This is a genomic window from Burkholderia sp. Bp8994, from assembly GCF_003853805.1.
Classification (GTDB): Bacteria; Pseudomonadota; Gammaproteobacteria; order Burkholderiales; family Burkholderiaceae; genus Burkholderia.
Genome location: NZ_QTQH01000019.1, coordinates 85,341 through 101,112, shown reverse-complemented (window position 1 = coordinate 101,112; position 15,772 = coordinate 85,341). Strand labels below are relative to the sequence as shown.

10 protein-coding genes are annotated in these 15,772 nt (G+C 64.5%); 4 read left to right on the top strand and 6 right to left on the bottom strand.

Annotation, left to right across the window (positions count from 1 at the left end; all coding sequences use genetic code 11):
* Window positions 1–253: 253 nt before the first annotated feature.
* From tssM to DIE04_RS21435, 4 genes are read left to right on the top strand one after another with little or no spacing between them, the layout of a single operon-like run.
* Window positions 254–4,168: a type VI secretion system membrane subunit TssM gene (gene tssM, locus DIE04_RS21450; protein WP_124573264.1), complete on the top strand. Its 3,915-nt coding sequence runs from the start codon at window positions 254–256 to the stop codon at window positions 4,166–4,168.
* Window positions 4,165–5,154: a type VI secretion system-associated protein TagF gene (gene tagF / locus DIE04_RS21445; RefSeq protein ID WP_124487877.1), complete on the top strand. Its 990-nt coding sequence runs from the start codon at window positions 4,165–4,167 to the stop codon at window positions 5,152–5,154. The genes tssM and tagF overlap by 4 nt, the downstream gene beginning before the upstream one ends.
* Window positions 5,155–5,158: 4 nt before the next feature.
* Window positions 5,159–6,109, top strand: coding sequence for an OmpA family protein (locus DIE04_RS21440; RefSeq protein WP_124487876.1), 951 nt, complete (start codon window positions 5,159–5,161; stop codon window positions 6,107–6,109).
* Between the two features lie 40 nt (window positions 6,110–6,149).
* Entirely contained in the window at window positions 6,150–6,725 is a 576-nt protein-coding gene (locus DIE04_RS21435) for a DUF3592 domain-containing protein (RefSeq protein WP_124487875.1), read from the top strand.
* A gap of 168 nt (window positions 6,726–6,893) precedes the next feature.
* Here the strand turns inward: DIE04_RS21435 and DIE04_RS21430 are convergent, their stop codons facing one another.
* The 6 genes from DIE04_RS21430 to tssA all read right to left on the bottom strand — a co-directional run bounded on the left by DIE04_RS21430 (window position 6,894) and on the right by tssA (window position 15,736).
* Window positions 6,894–9,188: a DUF2235 domain-containing protein gene (locus DIE04_RS21430; RefSeq protein ID WP_124522210.1), complete on the bottom strand. Its 2,295-nt coding sequence runs from the start codon at window positions 9,186–9,188 to the stop codon at window positions 6,894–6,896.
* Window positions 9,181–9,957, bottom strand: coding sequence for a DUF3304 domain-containing protein (locus DIE04_RS21425; protein WP_124487919.1), 777 nt, complete (start codon window positions 9,955–9,957; stop codon window positions 9,181–9,183). The genes DIE04_RS21430 and DIE04_RS21425 overlap by 8 nt, the downstream gene beginning before the upstream one ends.
* Before the next feature lie 189 nt (window positions 9,958–10,146).
* Window positions 10,147–10,950 carry a DUF3304 domain-containing protein gene (locus DIE04_RS21420; RefSeq protein ID WP_124487918.1) on the bottom strand — a complete coding sequence of 268 codons (804 nt, stop codon included), beginning with the start codon at window positions 10,948–10,950 and terminating at the stop codon, window positions 10,147–10,149.
* 13 nt (window positions 10,951–10,963) lie between these two features.
* Window positions 10,964–11,986: a DUF4123 domain-containing protein gene (locus DIE04_RS21415; RefSeq protein WP_124487873.1), complete on the bottom strand. Its 1,023-nt coding sequence runs from the start codon at window positions 11,984–11,986 to the stop codon at window positions 10,964–10,966.
* The gene (locus DIE04_RS21410) at window positions 11,986–14,547 is read right to left on the bottom strand and encodes a type VI secretion system Vgr family protein (RefSeq protein ID WP_124522212.1); all 2,562 of its coding nucleotides are present in this window, start codon (window positions 14,545–14,547) and stop codon (window positions 11,986–11,988) included. The genes DIE04_RS21415 and DIE04_RS21410 overlap by 1 nt, the downstream gene beginning before the upstream one ends.
* 67 nt (window positions 14,548–14,614) lie before the next feature.
* Window positions 14,615–15,736, bottom strand: coding sequence for a type VI secretion system protein TssA (gene tssA / locus DIE04_RS21405; protein ID WP_124522214.1), 1,122 nt, complete (start codon window positions 15,734–15,736; stop codon window positions 14,615–14,617).
* Window positions 15,737–15,772: the final 36 nt, after the last annotated feature.

The window sequence follows — 15,772 nt, the reverse complement described above, 5'->3', positions numbered from 1 at the left end:
TCACCCGGCAGGAAACGATTTGGGCGGCGCAAACAATCGGGCATTCCGTTGCGCGATTTTTTCAGGCAGCCGCTTCCGTTTTAATTCTCACAGCGTCCTTTCATTATTGCGCGCGCCTTCTCCGATGCCGCGGGCGCATTGATGCCAGCCCCCTTCATCCCGTTTGACAGCATGGCGACACATCGCGGCGCCACGCTTGCCGCTCGGCGCGCCTGCGTCGCCTCACCGAATCGCACCGGAACCTGAACGTCCTATGCAACGCATCCTCAACGTGCTGACTCATCCGCGTACGCTCTCGATTGTCGGGATCGTCGCGCTAGCGGCGATTCTCTTCATCGCTGCCGACATGCTGCAGCTGCCGCTCCTGTGGGCGGCGGTCGCCTTCGCGGCGATCCTCGTGCTGTGGCTCGGCGTCGCACTGGTGCGCCGCTGGCGCGTGAAGCGCGCGAACCGGCAGCTCGGGCAGGTGCTGGAAGAGCAGGCGGAAACCGGCAAGATCGCCGCGCCGGCCGCGGCCGCGCTCGCACCCGACACGAAGACCGCCGACCTCGACGTGCTGCGCACGCGCCTGTCCGACGCCGTGAAGACGATCAAGACGTCGAAGATCGGCCAGGTGTCGGGCGGCTCCGCGCTGTACGAACTGCCGTGGTACATCGTGATCGGCAACCCGGCCGCCGGCAAGAGCAGCGCCGTGCTGAACTCCGGCCTGCAGTTTCCGTTCGCGGACAAGAACAGCGCGGTGATCCACGGCATCGGCGGCACGCGTAACTGCGACTGGTTCTTCACGACCGAAGGAATCCTGCTCGACACGGCCGGCCGCTACTCGGTGCACGAGGAAGACCGCAGCGAATGGCTCGGCTTTCTCGGCCTGCTGAAGCGCTATCGTCCGAAGGCGCCGATCAACGGCATCATCGTCACCGCGAGCATCGCCGAACTCACCGGCAACCGCCCCGAGTTCGCGATCAACCTCGCGAAGAATCTCCGTCAGCGCGTTCAGGAACTGACGGAAAAGCTCGAGGTGTTCGCGCCGGTCTACGTGATGTTCACCAAGGCCGACCTGATCACCGGCTTCACCGAATTCTTCAGCAGCAGCGACAAGCACGAATACGACCGCGTGTGGGGCGCCACCCTGCCCTACGAGCCCGATGACAAGCGCGACGTGGTCGCGCAGTTCGACACGCACTTCGAGGAACTCTACGAAGGGCTGAAGGAAATCAGCGTCGCGCAGCTGTCGCTGTCGCGCGGCAACCAGCTGTCGCCGGGCCAGCTGAGCTTCCCGCTCGAATTCTCGACGATCAAGCCGTCGCTGCGCGCGTTCCTCGCGACGCTGTTCGAGAACAACCCGTTCCAGTACAAGCCTATTTTCCGCGGCTTCTACTTCACCAGCGCGCTGCAGGAAGGCGAAACCAACAGCGCCGCCGCGCAGCGCATCGCGCACCGCTTCGGCCTCGACGCGAGCGCGCTGCCCAAGCCGCACAGCGCGTTCTCGAAGAACGGCTTCTTCCTGCGCGACCTGTTCTCGAAGGTGATCTTCGCGGACCGCCAGACCGTGCGCCAGTTCGCGAGCCCGACCAAGACCCGGCTGCGCTACGCGACCTTCTTCGGCTTCGTCGCGGCGCTCGCACTCGCGCTCGGCGGCTGGACCTGGTCGACGATCGGCAACCAGCAGCTCGTCGCGAACGTGCAGGCCGACCTCGACAACGTCACGCGCCTGCAGCAGGGCCGCAACGACCTGCAGTCGCGCCTGCAGGCAATGGACATCCTGGAAGACCGCATCGAACAGCTCGAACAGTTCCGCCGCGACAAGCCGGTGTCGGTGTCGCTCGGCCTGTACCAGGGCGACCGTCTCGAGCAGCACCTGCTGACCGAGTACTACAACGGCGTGCGCCAGATCCTGCTCGCGCCGGTCTCGCAGAACCTCGCGTCGTTCATGAAGGACGTGAACGCGCATCCCGAACAGCTCGTGCCGATGACGCGCCCGCCGGAATCGGGGGCCGTGCAGGGCGCCACGCCGCTCGCCGGCGCCGCGCAAGGCGCATCCGCGGCGGCGGCGGCCGCCGCCGCGCCGCAACAGCCGGCCGCGCCGCAAGGCGGCCTCTACAGCGACGCGTCGCCGACCAACGTGCAGGACGCGTACAACGCGCTGAAGACCTACCTGATGCTGTCCGACAAGCGTCACGTCGAACAGGCGCACCTGACCGACCAGCTCGCCCGCTTCTGGCGCGGCTGGCTCGAGACGAATCGCGGCAACATGCCGCGCGACGAGATGATCAAGAGCGCCGAGCGCATGATCTCGTTCTATCTCGCCCGCGTGAACGACAACGACTGGCCGATGATCGACGCGAACCTCGCGCTCGTCGACCAGACCCGCGAGAACCTGCGCCGCGTCGTGCGCGGCATGCCGGCCCGCCAGCGCGTCTACGAGGAAATCAAGGCGCGCGCGTCGACCCGCTTCGCGCCGATGACCATCGCGCGCATCGTCGGCGACGGCAACCAGGGGCTGGTCGCCGGCAGCTATGCGATTCCGGGCACGTTCACGCGCGAAGCGTGGTTCGACTACGTGCAGCCGGCGATCCGCGACGCGGCGACCAAGGAACTGCAGGCGAAGGACTGGGTCCTGAACACGTCGACGCAGGACGACCTGACGCTGGAAGGCAGCCCCGAGCAGATCCAGAAGACTCTCGTCGGGATGTACAAGACCGAGTACGCGCAGCACTGGCAGAAGTTCATGCAGGGCATCGCGGTGCAGGGCTTCAGCAGCTTCGGCCAGGCCGTCGACGGGATGAACCGCCTCGGCGACCCGCAGGATTCGCCGATCCGCAAGATCCTCGAGACCGCGTACGACCAGACGTCGTGGGACAACCCGTCGCTGGCGAACGTCGCGATCAAGAAGGCGCAGACCGGCGTCGTGAACTGGGTCAAGCAGCTGTTCACGCGCTCGCAGGCCGGCCAGGTGGCGGCCGCGAACATCGACATCAACGGCAATCCGGCCGAGGTGCCGATGGGTCCGATCGGCCAGGAGTTCATCGGGCTCGCGCGGATCGTCGCGACGCACGACGGCACGTCGATGCTCAAGGGCTACATGGATTCGCTGTCGAAGGTCCGTACGCGCTTCAACGTGATCAAGAACCAGGGCGACCCCGGCCCCGGCGCGCGCCAGCTGATGCAGCAGACGCTCGACGGCAACGGCTCGGAACTCGCCGATTCGCTGAAGTTCGTCGACGAGCAGATGCTGACAGGCCTCACCGATTCGCAACGCAAGTCGCTGCGTCCGCTGCTGGTGCGGCCGCTGATGCAGGCGTTCTCGGTGGTGATCCAGCCTGCCAGCGCGGAAGTCAACAAGGTATGGAACGCGCAGGTCTACCAGCCGTTCCAGAGCTCGCTCGCGACCAAGTACCCGTTCGCGGCGAACGCGAAGGTCGAGGCCGGCGCCGGTGAAATCGCGCAGGTGTTCGGTCCGGACGGTGCGATCGCGAAGTTCGTCGGCACGACGCTGGGCCCGCTCGCGGTGCGCCGCGGCGACACGCTCGCCGCCCGCACGTGGGGCGACATGGGCATCGGCCTCACGCCCGACTTCACGAACGGCTTCGCGCGCTGGGTCGCCCCGCTCGCCGGCGGCGCCGCGGGCGGCGCGGCCGCGGCGGCCGAACCGCAGACCGTGTTCCAGATCCTGCCGCAGCCGAGCACGGGCACGACGGAATACACGATCGCGATCGACGGCCAGCAGCTGCGCTACCGCAACACGCCGCCGCAGTGGACCAACTTCGTGTGGCCGAACCCGCAGGGCTCGCCGGGCGCGACGCTGTCCGCGACGACCTTCGACGGCCGCACGGTGCAGCTCGTCAACGAACCGGGCCGCTACGGTCTCGAGAAGCTGATCAACTCGGCGCAGCGCAAGCGCCGTCCGGACGGCACCTTCGACCTCACGTGGGTCCAGGGCAGCGTGAACGTGTCGGTGACGATGCGCATCATCAGCACGTCGCAGCCGACCAGCAGCGGCGGCGACCAGCCGCAGCAGCAGAGCCTGCGCGGCCTGCAGCTGCCGTCGTCGGTCGCCGACGCGAGCGCGGGTGCCGCGCAGAACGCGACGCAGGCCGGCTCGGGCGCGCCGGCGGCCGCACCGGCCGTCGCGGCCGCCACCGCAACGAACGCACAGGGGGCGCAATGACGCAAACCGTTCAGGCGCAGATCGCCTACTTCGGCAAGATTCCGTCGCGCGGCGACTTCGTGAAGAGCCAGCACAATCCGCAGTTGCTGCAGACGCTCGATCGCTGGATCGCGCAAGCACTCGAACTGCTCGCGGAGGATCCGCGCTGGAAGATCGTCTACGAGGATGCGAAGCCGATGCATTTCGCGTTCCTCGGCTCGCGCAGCAAGCTCGCCATCGCGGGCCACATGGTCGCGAGCCACGACGTGTCGATGCGCCGTTTCCCGTTCCTCGGCGCGACCGCGCTCGAGGTCGACCGGCCGCTCGCGTTCCTCGCGCGCAGCCCGCTCGCGTTCGCGCGGCTGTGGTCGCGCGTCGCCGCGCAGATGCCGGCGCTGCTCGCGAAGGAGGAGCCGCCCGGCGCGCTGCAGGCGCTCGGCGATACGCAGGTGCCGATCGACGTCGGCGGCCCCGGCACGTCGCATGACGGCACCTTCAACGACTTCATCGAACACCAGTCGCTGTACGGCCTGCAGCAGATGCTGCTCGAAAGCGGTCATCCGGTGCGGCTGCGCGGCGCGATGCTCGCGCTCGGTTCGCTGTTGCGGCCCGTGATGCAGAGTGGCTCGTCGCACATCGAGCGCGGCCTCACGCTGCCGCTGCCGGTCGACCCGTTCTATCGCAGCCTCGTCGCCGCGTTCTGGCTCGAACTGATCGCACCGTTCGTCGCGCAGGCCGACTTCGAGCTCGCGATCTTCATCGGCACGATCGCCGAACGCGAACGGCTGATCATCGGCTTCAACGGCGCGTCGTCGAAGACGCTGCTGAGCGTCGTCGATCCGCAGACCTACGCCGCCCACAACATCGACATCGACGATCCCGAGTGGATCGACGCCCATGCGCAAAACGATCACCAGATCAGCAAGCTCGTCAGCTACCTCGACCAACCGCAACTCTCGCTGCGCGTCGCCATCGACGCCTTCCGCGAAGCGTTCATCGGAGGCTGACGGGATGCAACGCACGATTCAGGTCCGGCGCACGCGCTTGTCGCCCTTCGTATCCGCTCTCGCCGCCGCGGGCCTCGTCGCCTGCGGCGCGGCCCATGCGCAGAACACGGGCGGCGCGACCGTCACGCCGGTCGGCAACGGCACGGTCGCGGCCACTGCCCTGCCCGGGAACGCCAACCCTGGCGCCGCGTCGGCCACGGCGTCCGGCACGGTGGTGCGCGGCACGGCCGGCACGATCGCACCGCCGCCCGCGAACGCGTCGCCCGGCCAGGTGGTGGTCGGCGGCAAGGTGCCCGACGAGGCGACCAAGGCCGCCGTGCTGCAGAAGCTGCGCGACACCTACGGCGCGGCGAACGTGGTCGACCAGATCGAGGTCGGCGACGTCGCGACGCCGCCGAACTGGAGCGCGAACGTGCAGAAGCTGCTCGGTGCGCAGTTGAAGCAGATCAGCAAAGGCCAGCTGAAGATCAACGGCACGCAGATCGAGATGAAGGGCGAGGTGCACAACGAGGCGCAGCGCCAGCAGCTCGCGAGCGACATGGCGAATACGCTGAATCCGACTTATACGATCAAGAACGGGCTGCGCGTGTCGGCGTCCGAGCAGGGGCTGCTCGACCAGACGCTCGCGAATCGCACGATCGAGTTCGAAACGGGCAGTGCGACGCTCACGCCGCAAGGCAGGCAGATTCTCGATCAGATGGCGGCCGCGCTCGCGAAGATGCAGAACCGCACGGTCGACATCATCGGGCATACCGACAACTCCGGGAACCGGACGTCGAACATCGCGCTGAGCCAGGCGCGTGCGGACGCGGTGAAGGGGTATCTGATCACGAAGAGCATCCCGCCGCAGCAGATGACGACGACGGGGGTCGGGCCGGATCAGCCTATTGCGCCGAATGATACGGCCGAAGGGCGGGCGAGGAATCGGCGGATCGAGTTCCGGGTGGGGCAGTAGGCGGAGCATTCGGGGGTATGGCGAGAATCCAGCAATTCCGATGAAATTCGCTCTGCGCTGCTTGCGATCGGCCATTCTTCTGGTTTTCGGTGCGGTCTTCGTGCTGGTGGGCGCATCGGGCGTCATCAATTCGGCCATCCTCGTTCGCGCTGGTGCATGGCCTCATGTCCCCGCCTTCGTCGAGCGATGCGAGTTGTCTCTGCGATATGGCAAGTCCGACGTGACATGGGAAGCGCGCGCCGTCTTCCGCTATGGTGCAGGGCAGACGCAGCACTACGACACGACGTGGCGGCCTGCCGGGTCGCCTGTTTATTCGCGTTCGGCCGCGTCGAACATCGGTCGCGAACAGTTCGCCGCGTTCACGAAGACGTATTGCGGCGAGGCCGGGAACGATGGTCTGCGCGTTTCGCCGATGTTTCCGGGTATTGCGCGGCGCAACGAAGCGGTTGTGGGCGGGGAATGGGTACGAGAAATCGGATTCGGTCTGTTCGCCTTGGTCGGCGGCTTGATGCTGTGTGCGGTGAGCATTGCGCTGCTTCCGTGGATCGAGGATCGCAAAAAGCATGCGGTGCGGCGCAAAGCACGGCGCGCGCGGAATCGCGCCAGCGGTGCGTGATGCGGACGTGCAGGCCGGTTTCGCGGAGTTGCTTGTAGGCCAGGCGCCATGCTGAATCTGCCGTGAGTCGATGTTCGGCGGTTCAGCATTCGAATATGGCGGTCATCTCGCGGAGCGCTCTTCCCTGATAGACAGCGAGGCTGGCGCTCCGTCATCCAGCAACGCCGCTCAATGAATGGGGGGAGTTGTGCCGCCCTTGTAGCCCCGCGCCCATTCCTGGCTCTGCTTGGCCGCCTGGTCGATACGTGCCGCGGCAAGATCGTCTTTCTTGCGCTGCTTCGCTTCCTTTGCGAGATCGCTCGACCCGAACGTATCCTTGTCGCGAGTGCGGAAGTACAGTGACGGCGCCAGCACGTGGTCTTGCCAGCTCGTCAACAACGTATCGTGGACAAGCATGTCGAACAGCGCCATGACCTCCTGCGGAAGCGGATGCTTGCCTTCGACCCCTTCCTTCCAGGCCGACACCAGCTCCATCTCGGCTTCCGGCAGCATAGCCGCCTCGATCGCGTCCGCGCTCGCCTTGTTATTGGAGTCCCACGAATCCGGCATGTTACGGATACGCTCGGCGGATTGCTTCAGGCCGTCCTGATACGACGCGCGGCGCAGCTTCTTTGCCGCTTCCTTCTCGAGACGCTCCCAGACCGTCGAATAGTCCTTCGGCGCTTCCGCGATCAGCTTCTCATAGCGCTTTTGTGCCGCGTCGCTCGCTGCCTTCATGCCCCGCAGCTTCGCCTGGTCCTCCTGGCTGCGGCTGGCCAGCATGCTCATGTTGATGCCTTGTCGCTGCAGTTCCCAGTCGAGTTGCGACTTCGCCGTCTTGCGCTGCAGGTCAGCGTCGCTCATGTTGCGTTTCCAGTCGGCAACCGGGTCGGCAATCGTGCGGCGGAAGTCGGGATCCATGTAGCGGGCTGCAATCCAGCGCATGAAGACTTTCGAATGCTCCATGAAGTCGGCGCCGGGCTTGCGCGGGACGAGGGTGCGGTAGGCGTTGACCAGCGCCTTGATTCGATACTCCTTACCACCGTACTTGATCGGATCCGAGAGCTTGAAACGCTTGAACACCGGCGCGTTGTACAGGTACAGATCCTCCATGGTGTCCATGACCGCGCCCGCCTTGATCGCTTCCAGCAACATGTCTTGCAGCGGGACTCTCATCAATTCGGCATTGAGCCCCATGGCCCCGCTCGGCGCGCCGCCGACGACATCACAGCTCGTGCCCGGATAGAGAAACTGTTCGCCACGGGTTTTCTCGAGACTGTCGAGTCGCTGATAGAAGCGCATCTCATGCGCAGCGGCAAAATGAACGCAGCGCTGCACACTGGCCGGGATGGCGAGAGGACGATCCTTGAAGCTGGTTTTGAGCATACCCAGATAAGGCACCATTCCGATCAGCTCGCCGGCCTCCTCCGACATGATGGATGAAACTGCATCGAGCAATCCGACGAATTTGATCTGAATCGACACACCGTCAATAGCGAGATCCGTGTCGTCCCTGCGCTTGTATTTCTCCGCCAGATCGTTGATGAACGCACGTGCGAGCACGCACCCTCGATCCGCGCCGAACACCGAAACCTCGATCGCCCGGACTTTCGGCATCTGGCTCTTGACGGCCTCGTACGCAGTCTTGAACTGGTCCTTGGCGGCGATCAACCGCGTATCGACACCTGTGCCGAAAGCTTTGGCCATGACGGAATTGTCACGCACGATCGGCACGTTCTCCATCGCTATACCGACAAAGAGGCTGCGAGCGACCGCCCAGCCCGCCTTCATCGGAGCGCCTTTGACGTTGTTCTTGAAGTCGTTCTTCGCGTTGCGCCACAGCAGCGTTCCGGTCGCCTTGGTTCGTTCCCAGTATCGCTCCGGCGATGCATTCAAGACGTTCATGACACGCCGCGCCTGAGCGGGAATGCGTTCGATATCCTTCCGAAGATCCTGGAATGCCTTGTCGATTGGTCGAAGCGAGAAATCCCCCTCGAGGAACCCATCGATGAGCTGCTTCTTTACGTCGTCGACACGTTTTTTTACGCTGGCCTGCTTGAGCGGCGTATTGACGCGCGTGAACGACTTGGCGACCGATTGCGCTCCGCTCAACGCCTTCTTGCCCCCCATCTTGCTCGCGGCTACGGCAGCATTGATCCATTCCTCGGCCTTGGCTGACTCGTTGAGGGGCGTGCCCAATCCCGAATAATAGAAGCGAAACCAGAACTGATTCGCGGGCCGTCTCGGATCCTCCATATCGCGATGCGCTTCCCAGAGCCGGGCGATATTGGAGTATTGCGAACTCGATGGATCGTCGATATCGCGATGGCGTCCGAATGCATCGAAGAAAAAGCCCATCCGAATCGTCGCGCCGCACGGCATGCAATCGCCCTTCGGGTACATCGTCGCATTCTGGTTTGCGATTTGGGCGTATACGGATGTTGGCGTCGCGTCATCCGGATCGAGTTTGACTCTTTCAGCCATGCTTTTTCTCCTCGACACGCGGCGGCGGAACCAGCCCGTCGGATATGGGTGGCACTGCGACCGGTTCGAACTTGTCGCTCGTCAATTCAGACAGAACATTCTTCGGCAACGATTGCATGGACTTCGCAAAAGCGCCTGGCTTGCCGGCATCCGCTTGCAACATGCGCTGGATCTCCGGATGCGAGTCGAAGCGACTGTTCACGAGCAGGTTGTAGTAAGCGTACTGCTTCAAATCGTCGAGATCGACGAGGCGGTACTTCAACCATGCCAACGCAACAACTCGAGCGACACGACGAAACTGCTGGTCTTCACGCTCGTCGTACCGCTTGCTCAATTGCGCCTGATACCTGCTCGCCATCCAGCGCGACACATCGATCATCGGAATACGCGATTCGTCCATCAACGCGCCAGGAAACTGAAGCTCGACGTGACGATCCGGATAGAAGTGAACCTCGAGGATTCGATCGCCTACCTTCTCCGGAACCTGCGATGGGGGCAACGTCGCCTTTGCCTCGGCGTGAAGCGTTTCCTCATTGCCTTTATGCCACTGGTCGACGTCGACGTAATTCCACTTGACCGTGAACTCGGTTCCCTGGAGCTTGTAGCAACACGTCACCCCGCCCCCACCACCCGGCAAGCTGTTCCCCCCACCCGCCTTGTTTCCGTGGGCATCGGTGATCGTGAACCCGTCCAGGTTGTACGGCAGATAGTTGTGAGCGATGACCGAAACGCCGCTATATGTCGGCTCCGACTTGCCGCACGCCGCCATGGCCGTCACGAGCAGACACCCAGCCAGAACACGGCTCGCCAGCCCCGAAAATCCCGTCGTGCTATTCACTGATGTTTTCCTTCCGAATATTGTCGAGCATGCGTTGCAGGCATATCCCACGCATCGGTATCGTTCCGCCCGTCACGTAAGCGGCCCTTCCACTCATAGCCAGAACCTCTCCCCACGAAATCAACCATGTCGCGCCTCGTCCATACGCGGTGACGGCAGCAAGCCGTCAGGAACCGCCGGGACAGCCACGGGTTCGAAGCGGCCGCTCGCCAAAGCCGACAGCACGTTCTTCGACAAGGTCTGCATCGACTTCGCGAACGTACCGGGTTGACTGGCATCAGTCTGCAAGATGCGCTGGACCGTCGGGTGCGAATCGAATCGACTGTTCACCAGCAGGTCGAAGTACACGTATTGCGCGAGATCACGCCAGTCGGTCAGCCGATATTTCAGCCACGCAGCAGCCACTGCACGCGCGATGCGACGATGCGATTGCCCGTCCGTATCTGCAAATTTCCTATCCAGTTGCGCCTGATAACGAGTCGCCATCCATCGGGAAACCTCGACGATCGGAATACGCGACTTGTCGAGAAGTTCGCCCGGAAATTGAAGCTCGACGTGACGATCCGGATAGAAATGAACTTCGAGAATGCGGGCGCCGAGCTGCTCAGGAACGACCGACGGTGGCATCACGACCTTTGTCTCGACCTCCTGCATGTGCGAGTCGTCCATCGTCCATCGGTCTGCATCGTAATACTTCCATTCGACCGTGAACTCGGCGCCCTTGAGTTGGTAGCAACACGTCACGCTCCCCCCACCTGCACCCGGCGGGTCGTCCCCGCCGCCGCTTGCCTTGTTTCCAAACGCGTCCATCACGGTGAAGCCGCTCATGTTGTACGGCAGATAATTCCGACCCATTACCGAAACTCCGCTATACACCGGCTCCGACTTGCCACACGCGCTCAAAGCCGCCGCAACCAGGCACATCGCCGGCGCGGACCTACGCCACGCCACGAAGCGCCTCCATCGATTCCCGCTCGTGCGCATCGCGAATCGCATTCCATGTCGCGTCGTCGATCGTCGCCAACGCGTCATTGAGCGTCGTCTCTCCATGCGCCACGGCTCCAAGGCACACCCGCACCGCGGGATGCTCGTCGAACCGGGGCGCAACCAGCACGCCCGTCATTACGTAGCACTGCAATTCCGCTTCTTCGGCAATCCCGTGCGCTGCTGCGCGTTCGAGTTGCTCGACAACCTGATCATGGAGTTCCGCATCGGACAGGTGATCGACCACCGCCGCCATCGTCTCGCGAAACTTCAGCACGAGCTTGTCCGGGTACCCGAGCTCGATCAGTAGCGCGTGCTGCCGCTCGCTGAGGTCCGGTGCGTCGCTTGCCGACATCACACCTTCAACCGCCGGCGTGTCGTTGCGCCACACGACTTCGTCGAGCCGACGATCGCGATATCGGATCTCGCTAAACGGCGCGACGAACTGCTGCGCCTGCGTGTCGCTCCACACCTGTCGGAGCCGCCCGAATACAAGATTGTCGAAGAAGAACAGGTAGTACGCGCGACCGTTCGGCAGCGCGTACTTCACGTACTGGCGCAGATGTGCATCCAGCGCGTCGAACGACCACGCCGAGCACAACCACGTCACCGCATGCAGATCGACGGCATCCAGCCACAGCTGACGCAGCACGCGATGCTGCTCCGCATCCCCGCCGTCGAGTGCGCGACCGTCGAACGCAATCAGGTACGGTGCGATATCCGTATAGGCATCCAGCCCGGTATCGGTCCAAAGGGACGCGTAACGCAGGCCGCGCACGGCTGCCAGCTGCGTGTCCAGCTCCTGATAACCGCGCGTGTCGACGAGCACGTACAGACGCATCGGTCTGCCGTCGCCGGCCTCGTGCTCCAGCGATGCCTTCAGCGTCTCCACGAACGCCGGCCATTCACGCTCGCGCGGATTGGGCCCATCCGCCGCCATCTCGATGGTGTCACCCGTATCGTTGACTTCGTCCATCAATCCGCCTCGACCATCGATTCACGACCGCTATGCGCATTCAGCACGCATTGCTTGCACGTGCCGCCCGGCATCGCGGGCAGCGGATACTGCATGCTCGTCGGTCCGCTGAACTGGTGCTGAGCGCCCTTGAAATCTACCTTCCCCGGCGCGTGAATCTCGATGTTGCCGCCCTTGATCCGGATATAGGCGCCACCCGACGTGAGCAGGATCTCCTGCTTCGCGGCCACGTCGACGGCCTCGGTCGCCGCCATCATCTTCACGGTCTTCTGCGCTGTGAGTTCGATGCTGTCCGCATGCGCCTGAACCTCGACCTTGCCCTTCGCGGCGAACAGCTTCATCCCGGCGTTCTGCGCGAACAGGCTGATGCGATCCCGGATGCCGGCGATCAGCGACTTCCCGCTGGTAATGAACGTACTTTGACCACTGACGATATTGGTCTGCCGGTCGCTCGCCAGGTGCACCGACTGCTGCGACGCCACCCCAATCCCCGCCGGGCTCGCGAACAACATCACCGGCTCCTTGAACGCATTCGCATTCCCCGTCCCGCCGCCTGCGGTCCTGCCACCGCCCGAGGCCGCCCCCGCCACGCTGTTCTGCGTCGCCTCGGCGAATTGCTTGAGCGCATCGCGACCGGTGCCGAGACTCTCCGCCTGATGCATCTCGCTGACCTGCGACATCGATTCGATCAGCCCCTGCGCATTGCCAAGCTGCTGCTTCGCCTCACTCACGTCGAGCGGCTGGCTGTTCGCCTGCTTCGGATGCGTCGTCACGTACAGGCCCTGCCCGGCTCGCATCGCGCCGTACGCGTCCGTGCGCAGGTCGAAGCCTGAGCCGAGATACGCACCGCGCGTGTTCCCGTTCTGCTCGATCAGATAGCCGAGATGAAGCAACGAATTCGCACTGCTGCTGAACAGGCGCGCGCGGTTCTGCCCGGTCGCGTCGTCGAGCACCATCTCGTTGTGCCCCGATCCTGCATACTCCTTCGACCGGAGGCCCGACAGGATCCCGTTGCTATGCCACTGCGGCCTGGTCGCACCGTTGTACACGCGATGCATGACGATCGGCCGGTCGCAGTCGCCGCCGATGTAGCCGATCAGCACTTCCTCGCCGACCCGCGGAATATGCACGCCGCCGTACCCGCCGCCGGTATCGGACTGCACGACACGCATCCAGCACGACGCGTTCTCGCGGCCTTCGCTCTGGCGGTCCCAGACGAACATGACCTTGATCCGGTTCAGCTCGTCCGTATAAACCTCTTCGCCCTTCGGCCCGACGACGATCGCCGTCTCGAGCTGCATCGCGGGCTTGCGATGCTCGAACGGGCTGCGGTACGGCACGCTCGCGCGCTGCGCTTCGACCTCGACGAGATAGAACCCGGCGGAGCCGTCGTCATGCCCAACTTCGAATGCCGCCGCTTCCCCGTGACCGGCCTTCACCTGCGCCAGCTGGTCCTGCAGGCTATGCGGAAAGCTCGCTTCGTGGTCCGAAACCGGCAGATTGTTCTCGATGTACCGCGTGACGCCGATGGCCGCGAACTCGCGCTCGCTCGCCGAATCGCGGTCGTGCTCGGGATGACCTGTCAGCGTGAAGCGCCGGCCGGCATCGATCGCGCGCACGCCGCCCACGCCGAAGAAGCGCTTCGCGCGCGACTCCCATTCCTCGAGACGAATCTTCGACAGGTGTTCGCCGCGGTCCTGGCCCGGATACGTGTACGCGCCGGTGTATTCGTAGATTTCCGCCTGGCCCGGCAGGTCCCCCTGGCCGGCCTTGGTCGGCAGCGACGTGCCGTTCGGATTGGCCGCCGACGACGGCGCTTTGTAGTCGAAGGTGCGCGTCGTGTGCAGCGTGCTTTGCAACGTCCGCGATGCGGTCCACTGCGTAAACCCGGCGGTTTCGGTGCCGCTGCCGGAACGATCGAACGTAACGACATTCGGGGACAGCGCATCGACCGCATGCACGTCGTCGGTGATGACGAGCGTATGCGCCTTCCCGTCTTCGCTGTGCCGCCAGAACCCGAACAGCCCTTCGTCCTCCATCAGCCGGTGCACGAAGTTCCAGTCGGTTTCGCTCTGGCGACAGTACGACCGGGACGGCAACGGTTTCGACAACGCGAACTGGTATTGGCCCCTGGCCTGCGGATGCGTATCGAACACGTCGGAGAGAATTGCGTCGACCGGCTGGTCCTGCCAGTACCGCATGTCGCTGCGGAACTTGAGGAAATGCATCCACGACGCGAAGCGCAGCTGGTAACTCGACAGGCTGCCGTCGGCGCCGAGCCGTCGCGCCGTGTGGACATAGCCGTTGATCGGCAGATACGACTTGTCCGGCTGCTGGATCCACAGCGTGATCGGCTGCGCGATCAGCGTCTTGAGCTCGACGTCGCTCGCGGTGGACACCAGATCGAGCGCCACGCTGAAATCGCGGCCGAGCGCCGAACTGGTCACCGCGCGGCGCGGCACGAGCGCATTGTTCGGCAGCGACGGGATGTCCGTCTTCAGCAGCCGATCCTGCTGGATCAGGCCACCGCGAATCGCCTGTGCCAGTTCGGTCACGTTCATGCGTCACCCTTCTTCTCGTTCATCGCGAGCCCGCCGGGCCCGCGCTCTCAGGTCAACAAGCGGCGGCTCACGACTGCTCGTCGGGCCTCACCCCCAGCAGCTCGCGGATGTGCGACAGCGACCCGTCGTCCTTCACGACGCTCTCGAGCCACTTGTGCAGCGGCATGTCGGCCCATTCGGCGGCCTTGTCCGCGAGATACGCGACCGGGCTGTGCGGCTCGGTCTGGCGGAAGTAGCGCGCGACCGCACGAAGCTGGTCGACGGCCTGCGCACGGTTCTGGATGCCGGCGATCATTTGCGTCACCGGCGGACGCGGAGCGGTCTGCGACTGCACATGGGTCTCCTCGGTGTGGAACGCGTCGCCGAAGCTCGGCTCGATGCGCTCGGGCTGCGCCTGCGGCGCCGACGGCGCATGCGGCGCGCTGCCCGTATAGCCCTGCTCGCGCGCGAAGCGCTCGACGAGCCGGTACACGGTCTCGAACGCGTCGCGCGTCTGCCGGAAGCTCGGCGCCGAATCGCCGGCGCGTTCGACGAGCCGCTCCTCGAACGCGTCGAGCGAGATTTCGAACGCCTTCAGGTTCGCGAGCAGCGTCGTGTAGAACGCGATCGACGTCACGCGCCGCGACGCATCGACCTGCTCGACCGACGGCTTGCCGCGCGCGATGTCGTCCGCATGTTCCGGATCGCGCTTCACGGCCTGCGCCACATGCTGCGCGACTTCCCAGTCGAGCGTGGTGAACGCGTTCGATGCGCCGTCGGTCACCGGAATGCCGCGCAGCAGCTCGGCCGTGCGGCCGGACAGCCACGCGACGTTGCCGAGCCGGTATTCGACGTCGTCGCCTTCCGGCAGCGGATGCACGGTGTCCCAGTAGTCGCGGCACAGGCCTTCCAGCAGCGCATAGCCTTCGGTGAGGCCGGTGATGCCGTCCTCCAGCGCGAGCGCCTCGGTCAGCCATACGGCGAGCCGCAGGTCCTTGGTGCACGTGCGCAGCAGCGCGCCCGCGTGATCGACGACGAAGCCCCAGTCGGCCTCCTTGATCTCGGTCACCCACTCGCCCTGGTCGAGCGTCGGATCGTCGTAGCGCCGCGCGTCCTGGATCGCGTCGAATTCATTCGAGAACAGCAGGTCGTCGCCGCTGGGCGACGCATCGCTGATCGGCGTCAGCAGCTCGGGGAGATTGATCGGCATGGTTCAGTGAATCCGTTGATGCATGAGATGTCGCGT